Consider the following 14157-nt stretch of genomic DNA (forward strand, 5'->3'; position numbering starts at 1 on the left):
TCACTTTATGTAGAGTATTCCGTTTCATTTTAACGCAAAACAAAAAAAGTTTCCTTACTTATCTTAAAGGATAGCAAAAAATTTATTACCTGCAAAAAGGATGGCATGTCAATGTTAAATTATTGTAAAGAGCAGGAAGAGAAGGCAGGGAATGCGAATTGTTATAGAACGGAGGTGCTTTATGTCAAAAAAACACGGATGGAAATTGTTTTTTACGCTGCCTGTTTTGTCCTGGGCATTGTATGATTTTGCAAATACAATATTTTCGTCGAATATGACGACGATTTTCTTTCCCTTTTATGTACAGGAAATAGCCGGCGGCAGTGAGCGGCTCGATCAGCTGGCCAGTACATTTCTGTCGTATGCCAATGCCGCTTCAAGCTTTTTTCTTGTCGTTTTTTCTCCTTTATTTGGTGTATGGATTGACCGGAGCGGACGCAAAAAACGATATGTTGCCGCCTTTGCGCTGGCTGCCATCGTTCTCACTGCGCTCATGGGTATCGTTGCTCCGCAGAACTTTGGCCAATTCAGCGGACTGCCGGCATCTTTTGCTTTTGTAGTGGTCCTGTTTGTTGCCGCCAAGTTCTTTTATCAATCAAGCTTAATTTTTTACGATGCGATGCTGCCGGATATTGGAACGAAAGAAACAATGTCTGTTCTTTCCGGGTTCGGAGTGGCGGTCGGGTATATGGGCACGCTTGTCGGCTTGACCGTTTACCCGCTTGTCAGCGATGGCAATTATGCCGACGCTTTCCTGCCGACAGCCGTTTTATTTTTTATTTTCACACTGCCTCTCCTGTTTTTCTATAAAGAAACACCAGGCCCCGTACAGGAAAAACGCCCATTTTTCTCCGGTTATCGTGATATTTGGGAGACCTTTAAGGATATGAAGCAGTACCGGCCGATCTTTTTATTTATGATTGTGTATTTTTTTATAAATGACGCGATAGCCACTGCGATTGCGATGATGGCTGTTTACGCTAAAGCGATTGTTGGCTTTACATCCGGCGAATTTATTTTGCTGTATCTTGTGTCGACGGTCTCGAGTATTATCGGTTCTTTTGTTTTCGGTTATGTTACCCGGGCATTTGGAGCCAGACGGGCGGTGTTTTATGTTGGACTTATTTTATTTTTCGCGCTTCTCCTCGGTACGTTTGCTTTGAACCAGCCAATGTTCTGGATAACCGGCAGCTTATTTGGCGTCGCGCTCGGTGCTGTCTGGGTGACGTCGCGTGTTTTTATTATTGAGCTTTCCCCTGAGAATAAGCGCGGCCAATTTTTTGGCTTATTTGCTTTTTCCGGCAAATTATCGGCCATTGCCGGACCGCTTATCTACGGGACAATTACTCTGCTTCTGGCCGATTACGGAGATATCGCCAGCCGGGCTGCTCTTTCTTCTTTAATGATCTTTGTACTGATTGGCCTGGTGGTTCACCGAAAGATTCCTGCGTAGTATGCGCAGCTTTTCCATATCCGAATGAATCAGCTCAAGCACGCTTCGATTATAAAAGATGGCGGCTGGATGAAAGGTAGGAAAAATCCGGTATTCCTTCTCCGTCCATTCATACTGCTCGCCATTGAGCCTTAAGACCGGCTGCATAAGCAGCTCGCCATGGCACTCGGACACTTTCTTGTCGTTTCCAACAAGCCTTTTTAAGCCGATGTTTCCCAGCGCCACAATAATAGGGGCGTGGACATGCTCAATTTCGTAATCAAGCAGCGGCGCATGCGCCAGTATTTCACGGCTTGTCGGCGCCCGGTTATATTTTCTTTTTATTTTTGTGCCATCCGGCCCGTTTTTCTCTCCCCACTTATAAGGACGGCTCCGGACGGCACTTGTAATGTAAACCTCTTCTCTTGTCACGCCTGCTATCTCCAAAAACTTCATTAATTCTTTTCCCGCCCGGCCGCTGAATGGAATGCCGTTCCCAATTTCTGTTTCGCCAGGCGCTTCACCGACAAGCAGCAGTTCAGGATACTGCGGACCGCTTCCGTACACAAATCCTTCTACAGGGAATGGGGCGATACGTTTTTTTCCGAACTCTGCCAGCTCTTCTGGAATTCTCATACAATCGCTTCTTTCTTTTTCTTTATTTTTCCCTCCAAACAAAAGAAAAAACCCCGCTTTTATACGGGGCTGGCTGTTTTGGCCTGTACGCTTGTGAACCTGCTTTAAAGCTGCATTTCCTGCGCGCCGCTTACTACCTCTTCTGGCACAGTGATTGTCTCGACGCCATTATAGTTGCTGTAATCGGCATTCATAACCTGGTTCATTTCCATCTTTTCGCCTTCTATTTCCATCGTCATATCCATCATCATATCAACAGCGGTTGTTTGGAATGATTCTTTATCGATATTGATTGTGTAATCCACTTTTTCAATATTCATTGCTTTCATCATTTCGTCGAGCGCTGCCTGGCTTTCTTCTCCCCCAAGCTCGGGCATAAACTGGGCCATCTGATCCTCGATTAGTGCATTGAATTTTTTACCGGATGCTGACAGCTTTAATACATACTCACTGTCAGTCTGTTCAAATGTAAAATCATCCTTAAATGCCTCAAGCTGTTTTAGCTGCTGGGACGGATCAGACTGCTGCTCACTCATTTGGGCTATTTGCTCATACATTTCAGATGGAAGCTTAACCCATTGTCCCGTGGTTTCATCGTTCATAAAAAAGCCCTGTTCCGTCATATACATTTCTGTATTCATGGCCTGCTCTTCTTCAGATCCCTCCATTTTCATTGTTGTGGTTCCTTTTTGATGAATCGCAAGAGGATCCATTGTAATATCCATATCCATAACAGATGCCGTTTCCATCGCCAGGTCCTGTGAAGGCTGATTCATTGATTGATTCATATCAATTTTCGCACTTAAGCTTTTCGTTTCGCTGGATACTTCCATTGACCTGTCAAATACTTCTTCAAGCGTCATATCGCTTGTCTGTTCCTCAGTCGTTTCCGGTGTTGGTTCCGCTGTTTGTCCGCATGCTGCCAGGCCCATTGTCAGGACACCTGCTGCTGTTAGCTGTGCTAGTTTTTTCATGTGCATTTCTCTCTCCTTTTTCAGTTTCTACCCTTCCATACGGAGGAAAAGAAAGAAAAGTTTCGACAAATTCCCTAATTAGGAAAATTGAACCACAAAGAAAAGGAAGGCGATTTGCCTTCCTTTTCCTAGACACCTGCTCAGATTTTCTGTTAAAGAAGCGATTCTACACCGTCCACGTAAACTACAGAGCCGGTTACATGGCTGGCTGCGTCGCTCGCCAGGTAATGAACGAGATCTGCTACCTGCTCCGGCTGTCCTGAACCGCCGGCAAGGGGCTGATTTCCTTCTGGATACTCAATAGGAATCGTGATCTCTTTTAGCTTGTCTTCTTCTCTATTCGTACTTTCATCTATGTTGGTTTCGATCGCACCCGGGCAGACAATATTAACCCGGATTTTAAACTGGGCCAGCTCCACTGCAGCCATTTTGCCAAGGCCGACCTGTCCTGCTTTTGTTGTGGCATACGCGGAAAAGCCAAAATTTTTAAACGTGCGTGTTCCGTTAATGGATGAAGTGATAATAATGCTTCCGCCCTGTTTTTTCAAATACGGAATTGTATACTTCAAAGTTAAGAAAGTGCCTGTTAAGTTAGTTGTCATAACAGAATTCCAGTCTTCCGGATCTAAGTGCTCAAGTGGCGTAAACGTCCCGTTCTGGCCGGCATTCGCAAAGACAATATCAATTTTGCCAAATTTCTCAGCACCTTCTTGAATGGCTTTTTCCATCTGCTCAGCGTTTGATACATCTGCAGTTACGTGCAATGCCTGGTCTTTCCCGATTTTTTGAACGAGCTCATCGGAATCTTCAGGGCTTCGATCCAACAAAATTATGTTCGCCCCTGCCTCGGCCATTTTTATGACGGCAGCCCGGCCAATCCCTGAACCGCCTCCTGTAATAAGTGCCGTTTTTCCCTTCAGTGATAGATTCATTTATTTATCTCCTTTCTTAATTAAACAAACTGGTTTGCTTACAGATACCCGCTGTCCTGTAAAAACAGGCAGTCCATTTTCTTCGATTTTAAACAAACAAATTTCATTTGAATCTTGAAAAGCGATAATTAAATACGGCTCGGTTTTTAGTGCGTAAAAGCTCCGCGGTGTTTTCCCGTCCAGCTTTACATGGCGGGGACGGGCAAGGCTTCCATCCGGTTCAACATCAAAAACCGCCAGGCCGTCCCATCCGCGAATGGACGCATATAAAAACCTCCTATCAGGATCAAACTGCAAATCCGCCCCTGTATGTTCATCATTATAACCCGGCGGCAGCCCGGCCAGTGTGTCGAGATGTGTGATGGTGCCGTTATCTCCGGTTTTGTAAACAGAAACAGTGGAATCAAGCTCGTTTATCACATAAACAATGGGCTTATCAGGATGAAAAAGTGACATCCGCGGTCCTGCTCCAGGTGCTGTTTGCACTTCTTTTACTTTCTCCATGTTGTTTTTATCATAAACAGCGAGTGTATCAGTACCGAGGTCGCAAACGAGCAAATGCCCTCCGTCTGGAAAAGGAGTAACAGAGTGAACGTGCGGCGCATCCTGCCGCTCTTCATTTGGGCCGCTTCCTTCATGCTTCGAAAAAGCAATTTTTGTTAAAGACTCACCATTTCTCTCATATTTAGTCACAGACCCTCCATAATTCGCTGTCCATGCGTATGTACCCTCCGCGTAAATGTGGCAGGGCGCCATTTCCCCTGAATCGGCTGTTCCTTTCAGCTGAAGCCCTCCCGATTCAATGCGTAAAAGAGCCGCTTTGCCGTCCATTGATTCGGAGGCTGCGTACAAAAATCCATCTGCCTCTGCCAAAAACGATGGATTTTCAACACCGCTGTACCGTTCCCTTACCATAATCGTTTCAGCTTCCGTGTCAACGATCACCTTATAAATACCCGGTTCTTCCTTTTTTGCATAGCTGCCAGCCCAGAGTGTATGCACCCAGACATTCCTCCCTTTGCGTTTCGTTCATTCTTTCTTATTACCCTGTCTTTTTCATTTTCATACCTGTCAATCCTGATTTTGCTGCAGATATTTTTCCGCAAATTTCTTAAATTGGCGGGCCGCCGGTGAAAGCGTTCCTTGCTTCTTTGTACCAATTGCTACTTTTCTTGTGAGGTGGTAGTCATTTATAGCAATAAAAACAAGCGGATCATGAGCGATCTCCGGTTTTCGGGGCAGGACGGAAATTCCATGTCCCGCTGTAACAAATCCGGCAATGGTCGAGACTTCCTCCCCTTCAAATGTTATATCTGGCTCAACCTCTAACTTTTCACATAACAAATCGAATATGAACCGGAGCCCGAAGCCCTTTTTAAACGTAACAAAGGGTTCTGCCGCGGCTTCCCGAAAAGGCATACTGTCCCGTCCGGCAAACCGGTGCCCGATTGGGACTGTAATATACAGCTGTTCTTCCCTGACAATCGTCCATTTAATATCAGAACGTTTGTAGGGAGGACCAGTAATGCACAAATCCGCCTGCCCTTCCTGTACCTTTTTCATATTTACTTCACCGGCTCCCTGGAACAGCTCGAATGCCACATTCGGGTAAAGCCGCTTGTACTCCGCGATTAAATTAGGCAGCACATGAGGTCCAAATGTTGGCAAAAAAGCGATAGATACCCTCCCTTTATCCGGCGAGGCGATTTCTTGAATCTCTTCTTTTGCTTCTTTCATTAACTGAAGCACCTGTTGTGCTCTTTCAATAAAAATCTCCCCTGCCTGTGTAAGCTGAATCTCTTTTTTTCCTCGCAAAAAGAGCGGTGCTCCAAGCTCTTCTTCCAGTTTTATGATGGAACGGCTCAGTGCGGGCTGGGAAACAGCCTGTTTTTTTGCAGCTTTCGTAAAATTTTTCGTTTGCGCTACAGCAGCAGCATTTTCAATTTGATACCATTCCATCCGGTTCCCTCCATAACTAAAACGCATAATAATCATGTTAATTATAAATTGGATTTATCATTTATGGGAGCGTATAGTGAATAATAAGATTTAGCAAGAAGGATGGATGGATATGTCATTTATTGAAAAAGGTACTGCTGAACAAAAAAAAGCCAGCTTTGCGCTGTTTCTAGGCGGATTTGTCACGTTTGCGACATTGTATACTACACAGCCGCTTATGCCCCTGTTTTCCGAACAGTTTGGTGTATCCGCTTCGTCTGCCAGCCTGGCTTTGTCGTTATCCACAGGTATTCTGGCGGTTTCCATGATTGCAGCAGGTGCTCTGGCTGACACTTATGGCAAGAAAAAATTGATGGCAGTCTCCATGTTTGCCGCATCCATTATTGGTGTTTTAACCTCGCTCAGCCCAGATTTTTGGACACTGCTGGCATTTCGGGCGCTGCTTGGCGTTTTTTTAGCCGGCGTTCCTGCTATTGCAATGGCCTATGTGTCTGAAGAATTCAATCCAAAGGTAGTCGGCTCCGCAATGGGCCTCTATATTGGCGGCACAACAATTGGCGGCATGTCAGGCCGTGTATTAACAGGCCTCCTGACAGACTTGTTTAATTGGCGGACTGCCCTGCTGATTATTGGGATCGTTGCGCTGGCGGCCAGCATTGTCTTTTTATTTTCTCTGCCCGCCCCGCGTCACTCCGTAAAGAAACAGCCTTCTTTTAAAGAAATGATGTTTTCGTATCGAATCCACTTATTTAACCGTCCGCTGCTGGCTGTTATTTCACTCGGCTTTTTATTAATGGGCAGCTTTGTCACTTTGTATAACTATATTGGCTTTTTACTTGAGGCTCCGCCCTATTCATTAAGCCAGACGCTTATCGGCCTTATTTTTATTGTTTTTTTAATGGGAACCTTCAGCGCAATATACATGGGCAAAAAAGCAGATATATACGGAAATCCGCTGATGCTTAAATGGTCGATTGGCATTATGGCGGCGGGTGCGCTGCTGACACTCTTCCCCCTTCTTTTTGTGAAAATTATCGGCCTCGCTGTTTTTACATTTGGCTTTTTCGCCTCCCACTCGATTGCCAGCACATGGGTTGGAGAATACGCAGGCTTTAACAAAACGCAGGCTTCGTCCTTATATATGCTGCTTTATTACCTGGGCTCCAGTCTTGTCGGCTCATTTGGCGGCTGGTTTTGGACGCATTTTCACTGGGCCGGTGTTATCGGGTTTATTCTTGTGCTGCTCGCCGCTGCTGTTCCTATTATCTTTTATGCAGAACACCGCAGCCCCGGAATTTATTGCAAGCTTAAAAATAAAACCGCCCAGGCACATTAAAAGTGCCCGGACGGTCCTTTTTTAATTATTTACTGCTTCATATTCGCCGCTTAAATGAATGAGTTCTTCCGTTGACAACTCATAGAGCTGGCGGTCTCCGTACTTAAAAATTCCTTGTGCCATAAGCTTTTCAATCCAAATCATTTGTTCATTTTCTGACGTATGCATGGTGTTTTCCCCTTTTTCCTTGTTACCTTTATTTTATTCCCCGCATGCCAAGATTATGAAACATTTTTGCCGACAAATACTTACAAGAAAAAAAGACAATGTTTTCAGCGGGCATACTCGCCAGATGAAAAATTACCGTGACATCCGATTTTTTTTGTGATAGGCTTAAAAAAACTGAATATTCATCCACTGGAGGTGCCCTTTAAAAGGGCTGAGATCAAAGTGATTGACTTTGGGATTCCTGGAACCTGATCCAGTTTATACTGGCGTAGGGAAGTGGCAGAGACGTTTGTTTCATCAAATCTATGTTTATACAGCGCTGCTTTCCTTTCGGGAAGGCAGCGCTTTTATTTTGCGTTTTTTTGAAAGGGGTGAACTGGATGATTCATGCTGTTACCAATGGCTTCGGTCTGCCGGATTGCATCCAGGAAAAAATATTATCTGCCCTCCCCGTCGTGGACGCTGTTTGTATTCGTGAAAAACAGCTTTCCGACAGGGAGCTTGGCAGTAAAGTCGAAAGCTTACTTTCCAGGGGAGTTACGCCCGAGAAATTAATTCTTCACTCAGCACCCGATCTGGCCTCCTTTCTGCCCGTACGCGGTGTCCACTTCACCGAATTCGATAAGCGGCTTGCTCATTTTAAAGAAGCTTTCCCGGATAAACTTGCCGGCCGCTCGGTTCATTCGGCCGATTCTGCTCAAAGAGCGGAAAAAGACGGAGCCGATTATCTTTATTTTGGCCATGTGTTTGCCACTCCCTCTAAAAAGGGCCTTCCCGGGCGCGGCCTGGATGCTCTCCGTGAAGCAGCGGCGGCTGTTTCCATTCCTGTTATAGCCATTGGCGGCATTCATTACGGAAACATTCCTTCCGTTCGGCAGGCAGGCGCTTCTGGTGCTGCGATGATTTCAGCTTTTTTTAAATGAAAGGTGTGAAGCCAGATATATGAATACGTACGATTATTTACTGGTCGGCGGAGGCGTTATTGGTTGCTCTATTGCTTACCGGCTGGCAAAATCAGGTGCCGCTGTCGCGCTGTTTGATTCTGAGAAAGCAGGAAAAGCATCAATGGCGGCCGGCGGGATGCTCGGGGCGCAAAATGAATTTGAGCGGGAAAACCCGCTGATGGAGATTGCTCTGGAGAGCCGGGATCTATTCCCCGTTTTGCGTGATGAGCTTCTCGAGGAATCAGGAGTTGATATTGAACTGCGTAAAGCGGGCTTGCTGAAAGTGGCTGCCACGGACGAGGACCGCTCCGCCCTTAGCAGACAGTACGAGTTTTTGTTGGATAAAGACCCATCTGTTGTATGGCTTGAGCCAGAGGAAGTGCCGGAAGTGGAACCAGAAATGACAGCTCACACAGCAGGCGCCATTTATTTAGAAAAGGATACTCAAGTGAAAGCCCCTCTGCTCGCTAAAGCTTTTTTAAAAGCGGCTGTCAATGCCGGAGTTCATGTATATGAGCATACCCCGGTCCAGAACCTGCTTATTCAAAATGGACAAGCCATAGGCGTAACATCAAAACTGGGACCTTTTTACGGCGAACGGATTATTAATGCTGCCGGCGCATGGAGTGCAGCCCTCTTTACTGAAACAAGCTTTGCGCCGCCCGTGATTCCGGTTAAAGGAGAATGTGTTTCGGTAAAGCTGGCGGATCAAGCTCCCGCAAAAACCGTGTTTGCAGTCGACGGCTGCTACATCGTTCCTAAACGAAATAATGAAATGCTGATTGGTGCTACCTCAACACCGTATTCATTTGATCCGGCTGTGACCGCCGGAGGAATCCGATCTCTGTTAAACCGGGCTGCGCGCCTTCTTCCTGTCTTAGATGGAGGAATCATTGAACGAACATGGTCAGGCGTCCGCCCTCAGGCAGCCGATCACCTTCCTGTCATCGGTTTTGATCCATTTATCGAGGGTCTTTGCATATGTACCGGCCATTATCGAAACGGTATTTTGCTCAGTCCCCTTACAGGCCTGTTAATGGAAAAGTATTTGAATGGATGCCCCGAAACCGCCGCAAGGCTTGCACCATTTTCACCGGGACGCTTCTTAACAAAAAAGGAGGAATCGCTTGTATGAAGATGATTGTGAATGGACGTGAAGTACAACTGCCGGAAAGCGTCATCACGGTTCGTGATCTGTTGGAACATTTTCAGTTAAATAAAGAGCTGGCTATTGTAGAGCTGAACCAGTCAATTTTAGATAAAGCCGAGCGGGACGGTGCCAAATTGTCAAATGGCGACCGTGTAGAAATTGTACAATTTGTAGGAGGCGGATAATATGTTAACGATTGGACCTTATTCATTCGATTCACGTTTATTGCTGGGTACAGGGAAATTTCCTAATTTTGATACACAAAAAGCGGCAGTCGAAGCTTCAGAAACCGAAATCTTAACGTTTGCCGTACGGCGGATGAACATTTTCGAACCGAATCAGCCTAATTTTCTAGAGAAAATTGACGTGAAGAAGTATACACTGCTGCCAAATACAGCCGGGGCGAAAACAGCGGAAGAAGCGGTACGGATTGCCAGACTCGCGAAAGCGTCCGGCTTATGTGACATGATCAAAGTAGAAGTGATCGGCTGCGATAAAACATTGCTGCCTGATCCGGTTGAAACGCTGCGAGCGTCTGAAATGCTTTTGGAGGAAGGCTTTATCGTCCTGCCTTACACGTCTGACGATGTTCTCCTGGCCAAACGCCTTGAAGATCTTGGCTGTCATGCGATTATGCCGGGAGCCTCTCCAATCGGAACCGGACTTGGCATTGTCAACCCATTAAACATTCATTACATTATCGAACAGGCCAATATACCGGTTATCGTCGATGCCGGCATCGGGGTGCCGTCGGATGCGGCCAGAGCAATGGAACTCGGTGCGGACGGAGTATTGCTGAATACAGCGGTGTCCGGGGCTGATGATCCGGTTAAAATGGCTGAAGCGATGAAGTATGCTGTGCTGGCCGGACGGGGCGGCTTCGAAGCGGGACGCATCCCTAAAAAGCTTCACGCCAATGCATCAAGCCCGCTGGAAGGAATGAGCATCCTTTGACCGAGCGGTATTCAAGACAAATCCTTTTCCCCGGGATTGGCCGAAATGGACAGGATGCCCTGCAGAGCAAGCATGTACTGATTATCGGCGCCGGTGCACTCGGTGCCGCAAACGCGGAAATGATTGTCCGTGCCGGTATGGGGCGGGTAACCATTGTGGACCGGGATTACGTGGATTTTTCCAATTTACAGCGGCAGAATTTATATACAGAGCAGGATGCGGCAGACCGGCTGCCGAAAGCAGAAGCAGCCAGAAAAAGACTGGCTGCTGTCAATTCGAGCACCCGGCTTGCTGCCTTGCTCGAAGATGTAGATGCTTCCTTTTTGAAACGCATCTTATCGTATGAAAAAATCGATTTAATCATCGATGGCACAGACAATTTTGATATTCGTTTTATCATTAATGATGCCGCGCAAAAATACCGGGTGCCATGGGTATACGGAGCCTGTGTTGCCTCGGGCGGCTTATCCATGCTTATTGTGCCGGATCAAACGCCCTGCCTTCATTGCCTGATGGATACAATACCGGGAGCGGGGGCAACCTGCGACACTGCCGGTATCATTTCCCCTGCTGTTCAAATGACGGCTTCTCTGCAAACAGCTGAAGCGCTAAAATGGCTGACAGGCAGCACGGAAGCATTGCGCGGGACTGTTTTTTCATTTGACTTATGGAAAAACCAATTTTCTTCTGTAGATGTACAGCGTATAAAAAAACAGGATTGCCCTTCCTGCGGCTCTCGGCCTGTTTATCCGTTTTTATCTTACGAACACACTACAAAGTTTGCGGTGCTGTGCGGGCGGGACACTGTACAAATTCGTCCCGCCGGCATTTTAAAACGGGATTTACATGAATTGGCTGATTACATAAAAAAAACGGCCGTTATTACCCATCAAAACGGATTTTTGCTTTCGTTTCACCATGCACCTTACACAGTAACCGCATTTAAGGATGGGCGTGTATTTATCCAGGGCTCCTCCTCCGTTGAAGAAAGCAAGAAAGTCTACTATCAGTACTTTCATTAATAGAAACAGCGGCCTTCATTGGCCGCCAGCTTGTGGACAATGTCATTTACTTCATAGTTGAACAAATGATTTTACATATTGTTTCTCAAAAAACATATGAGAACAGGGCTTAGCCCGGGTAAGTGAAACGGCATTTACGGGGAGAAAAAACGGCAGGATTTGTTTTTCTTCTCCTGTTAAAAGGAAGAGAGCTCTATTGTTCATTTATAGCCGTTTTTTCCTGAAACGGAATGGGCGGAGGGATGGCGGCGAAGACTCCCGCAGGACGAGCGGACAAGCTGAAACAGGCAGCACGAATCGGTGGCTGGTTCAGCGTTCGCCCTGCAGAAAAGCGAAGCTGCCAGCCCGCAGCCCACTATGCTGTTTTTCAACTTACTTTTTTCACTTCCATTTGATTTCACCTTCTTCCTCCATTAATTCCTGCGTATGCATAACAAGCGACAAAAGCCGGTTATATTCCTGTTTAACAATTTCTTCTCCCAGGCTCGTCAGTATGTAATACTTTCGGCGGTCTTCTTCATCTGCCTCCGCCTGTTCGATGACGCCCTGCTTTTGAAGCTTGCTCAATGCCCCATAAAGAGTCCCCGGCCCCAATGCCACATTTCCTTTGCTGATTTTCTCAACATCCTGCATGATAGCGTAGCCGTGACGGCACTTTTGCAATGCGAGCAAAATGTAATAGGTTGCCTGCGAAAGCGGCAAAAAATCTTCCGGCTTTTTAGTCATTGTCCACCTCTCTGTTATATCGCCGACTGATATATCGTATGCCGATATATTACTATTTATTTGAAGGCTTTTCAACAAAAAAAGAACCGGCTTCCCTCAGGGAAACGGCTCTCCAGTCTTGCAGGCTACGCCTGCACAGCTTTCTTTTTTTCTTTTAATAAAAACACAAGCGGCAAAGCAATAATAAGCGGGAAAAGAGAATATAAAAACACATCTCCTGCCGCAGCAGCGGAAGAAGCATGAAGGCCTGTTCCCTGCGCAGTATAAACAGAAGAACGGAACGCCATTAATGCGGAAAACAAAGCAATTGACAGGGAGGAAATCGACTGCCGCGCCCAGTTATTCAGTGCCGATGCATAGCCGGCAATCTCGACTGGGACAGCTGACATGCCTGCGTTCGTGATCGGCATGTTGCAAAGCGCGATTCCAAGATAACGGACCGATGTCCAAATCACCACATACAGCATTGTCGTTTCAATGCTTAAATTCCCCATCATGTAAGTGCCGGCTATCATCACAACCAGTCCCGCAAAGATAAGCGGCGCAGGGCCTGTTTTTTCGTACAGCTTCCCTGTCACCGGCGTAAACAGAGCCATAACAAGAGCTCCCGGCATCATAATCAATCCGGTTTCAAGCGCTCCAAAGCCGAGAGAGCTTTGTAAAAAAATAGGCACTAAAAATGCACCGGCATACAAACCAATTGACATAACCGCGTTAAGCAGAAGACTGAACGCATAACGGCGATGCGCCAATACTTCAAAATTAAGAAGCGGAAATTGAACGCGTATTTCCCGCCGGACAAACAAAATAAGCAAAATCACTGCCAGCCCTGCCACCGACAGCGTTTTTATATCGGTAAATCCCCAGGATTCCGCTTCAGCGAAAGCCGTCAGCAGCAAAATACTGCCGCTGAAAGATAAAATAAGTCCCGGCAGGTCAAAGGGCATTTTCGCACCGGCATCCGTTCCTGGAATAAATAGTACCCCTGCTCCGATTGCAGCAGCGGCGATAGGAAGATTCAAATAAAACAATGCCGGCCAGCCGGCGGCATCAATAAAAAAGCCGGCCAGAACAGGACCGAGTGCAGGAGCCAGCACTGCTGATAAACTCCATAAGCTGATGCCGTACGCCTGCTTCTCCCGCTCAATGGTCTTATACACAAGTGTCATGGTTGATGGCATAATCATCCCGCTAAACAGTCCCTGTAAAACACGCAAAATAATCAGGCTCTCGATGTTCCAGGCAAATATACTAATGAATGAACAAATAAAAAACCCTACTAAAGCTGAGAGATACACCCGCTTAAAACCAAAACGCGCTCCAAGCCAGCCCGCTGCCGGGGCTACTGCTCCCGCCGCCAGCATAAAACCAGTGACCGTCCACTGTGCTTCCGGCAAGTCCGCTCCGAATTCGTCCATAAACACCGGAACAGCCACATTAACAGTCGATGTATTCATCACAGCTAAGAAATTGCCGAAAAATACCGCGAAGATAATAGACCAAAAGGCCGTTTTTTCTTTTTCTTTCATTTTCACACCTGATTTCTTTTAAATCTGCTGTATCATTATACCAAAAAATTTCGCATCCCGAAATAATAGCCCGTCTCCTTCACCTGGCAAAGCAAAAAATTGAAAACATTATTTAAAGAGAAGTATGCTACACTAAATTAAATAATAGTGAAAGGAATCAGCAGAATGATCAAGCGGTTTATTTTCGTTATCCCGGTTATGGCTATTGTATTTTCTATTGCAACATGGATGCTGAACAAGGATTACTCAATGATTGAGCGTGATATCCGCCTGCTTATTTCGGCGGGAGCTGCGGTTTTCTCCGGTATTATTACATTTTTCCTGATGAAAGGTGACGCCGAGCATTTAGCAGCAGCCCATCGTGAACGGCAGGAAAATAAAAAGAAATAAAAAAT

The 14157-nt window shown here is 46.3% G+C and carries 17 protein-coding genes and 1 riboswitch; of the genes, 8 read left to right on the forward strand and 9 right to left on the reverse strand.

The window, feature by feature from the left end; translation table 11 throughout:
• Positions 1-181 precede the first annotated feature (181 nt).
• Positions 182-1453 carry an MFS transporter gene (locus tag VP98_RS13005; protein ID WP_197076595.1) on the forward strand — a complete coding sequence of 424 codons (1272 nt, stop codon included), beginning with the start codon at positions 182-184 and terminating at the stop codon, positions 1451-1453.
• Here VP98_RS13005 and VP98_RS13010 read toward each other — a convergent pair.
• The 5 genes from VP98_RS13010 to VP98_RS13030 form a co-directional block, all read right to left on the reverse strand.
• Positions 1400-2068 (reverse strand): uracil-DNA glycosylase, encoded by a 669-nt coding sequence (locus VP98_RS13010; RefSeq protein ID WP_046175931.1) that lies wholly within the window; start codon positions 2066-2068, stop codon positions 1400-1402. The genes VP98_RS13005 and VP98_RS13010 overlap by 54 nt on opposite strands.
• A gap of 104 nt (positions 2069-2172) precedes the next feature.
• Complete coding sequence (locus tag VP98_RS13015) at positions 2173-3042, reverse strand: DUF6612 family protein (protein ID WP_046175932.1); 870 nt, start codon at positions 3040-3042, stop codon at positions 2173-2175.
• A gap of 152 nt (positions 3043-3194) precedes the next feature.
• On the reverse strand, positions 3195-3974 hold the full coding sequence (locus VP98_RS13020; protein ID WP_046175822.1) for an SDR family oxidoreductase: 780 nt from the start codon (positions 3972-3974) through the stop codon (positions 3195-3197).
• On the reverse strand, positions 3975-4976 hold the full coding sequence (locus VP98_RS13025; RefSeq protein WP_046175823.1) for a lactonase family protein: 1002 nt from the start codon (positions 4974-4976) through the stop codon (positions 3975-3977). It abuts the gene before it with no gap.
• A 69-nt stretch (positions 4977-5045) separates the two neighbouring features.
• Positions 5046-5933: a LysR family transcriptional regulator gene (locus VP98_RS13030; RefSeq protein WP_046175824.1), complete on the reverse strand. Its 888-nt coding sequence runs from the start codon at positions 5931-5933 to the stop codon at positions 5046-5048.
• Positions 5934-6045: 112 nt separating this feature from the next.
• On the opposite strand from VP98_RS13030, the gene VP98_RS13035 reads away from it, so the two are divergent.
• The gene (locus VP98_RS13035; RefSeq protein ID WP_046175933.1) at positions 6046-7269 is read left to right on the forward strand and encodes an MFS transporter; all 1224 of its coding nucleotides are present in this window, start codon (positions 6046-6048) and stop codon (positions 7267-7269) included.
• Positions 7270-7290: 21 nt separating this feature from the next.
• Here the strand turns inward: VP98_RS13035 and VP98_RS18595 are convergent, their stop codons facing one another.
• The gene (locus VP98_RS18595) at positions 7291-7437 is read right to left on the reverse strand and encodes a Fur-regulated basic protein FbpA (RefSeq protein ID WP_082087930.1); all 147 of its coding nucleotides are present in this window, start codon (positions 7435-7437) and stop codon (positions 7291-7293) included.
• A 181-nt stretch (positions 7438-7618) separates the two neighbouring features.
• Positions 7619-7729: riboswitch (TPP riboswitch) on the forward strand.
• A gap of 88 nt (positions 7730-7817) precedes the next feature.
• Between VP98_RS18595 and VP98_RS13040 the strand changes: the two genes are divergently transcribed.
• From VP98_RS13040 to VP98_RS13060, 5 genes are read left to right on the forward strand one after another with little or no spacing between them, the layout of a single operon-like run.
• On the forward strand, positions 7818-8360 hold the full coding sequence (locus VP98_RS13040) for a thiamine phosphate synthase (protein ID WP_197076596.1): 543 nt from the start codon (positions 7818-7820) through the stop codon (positions 8358-8360).
• Between the two features lie 19 nt (positions 8361-8379).
• Positions 8380-9516 (forward strand): glycine oxidase ThiO, encoded by a 1137-nt coding sequence (gene thiO / locus VP98_RS13045; RefSeq protein WP_046175825.1) that lies wholly within the window; start codon positions 8380-8382, stop codon positions 9514-9516.
• On the forward strand, positions 9513-9716 hold the full coding sequence (thiS, locus tag VP98_RS13050) for a sulfur carrier protein ThiS (protein ID WP_046175826.1): 204 nt from the start codon (positions 9513-9515) through the stop codon (positions 9714-9716). Before thiO ends, thiS begins: the two co-directional genes overlap by 4 nt.
• Before the next feature lies 1 nt (position 9717).
• Positions 9718-10485: a thiazole synthase gene (locus tag VP98_RS13055; protein ID WP_046175827.1), complete on the forward strand. Its 768-nt coding sequence runs from the start codon at positions 9718-9720 to the stop codon at positions 10483-10485.
• Complete coding sequence (locus tag VP98_RS13060; protein ID WP_046175828.1) at positions 10482-11507, forward strand: ThiF family adenylyltransferase; 1026 nt, start codon at positions 10482-10484, stop codon at positions 11505-11507. The genes VP98_RS13055 and VP98_RS13060 overlap by 4 nt, the downstream gene beginning before the upstream one ends.
• A gap of 200 nt (positions 11508-11707) precedes the next feature.
• On the opposite strand, the gene VP98_RS13065 is transcribed toward VP98_RS13060, so the two are convergent.
• The 3 genes from VP98_RS13065 to VP98_RS13075 form a co-directional block, all read right to left on the reverse strand.
• On the reverse strand, positions 11708-11908 hold the full coding sequence (locus tag VP98_RS13065) for a hypothetical protein (RefSeq protein ID WP_046175829.1): 201 nt from the start codon (positions 11906-11908) through the stop codon (positions 11708-11710).
• A complete protein-coding gene (locus VP98_RS13070) occupies positions 11889-12233 on the reverse strand; it encodes a PadR family transcriptional regulator (RefSeq protein ID WP_046175830.1) in 345 nt (114 codons plus the stop codon). Before VP98_RS13070 ends, VP98_RS13065 begins: the two co-directional genes overlap by 20 nt.
• A gap of 125 nt (positions 12234-12358) precedes the next feature.
• Positions 12359-13762: a DHA2 family efflux MFS transporter permease subunit gene (locus VP98_RS13075; protein ID WP_046175831.1), complete on the reverse strand. Its 1404-nt coding sequence runs from the start codon at positions 13760-13762 to the stop codon at positions 12359-12361.
• Positions 13763-13927: 165 nt separating this feature from the next.
• Here VP98_RS13075 and VP98_RS13080 point away from each other — a divergent pair, with 165 nt between their 5' ends.
• Positions 13928-14152 carry a hypothetical protein gene (locus VP98_RS13080; RefSeq protein WP_046175832.1) on the forward strand — a complete coding sequence of 75 codons (225 nt, stop codon included), beginning with the start codon at positions 13928-13930 and terminating at the stop codon, positions 14150-14152.
• The last annotated feature ends 5 nt before the right edge of the window (positions 14153-14157 follow it).

This window comes from Domibacillus indicus, assembly GCF_000970685.1.
Classification (GTDB): domain Bacteria; phylum Bacillota; class Bacilli; order Bacillales; family Domibacillaceae; genus Domibacillus; species Domibacillus indicus.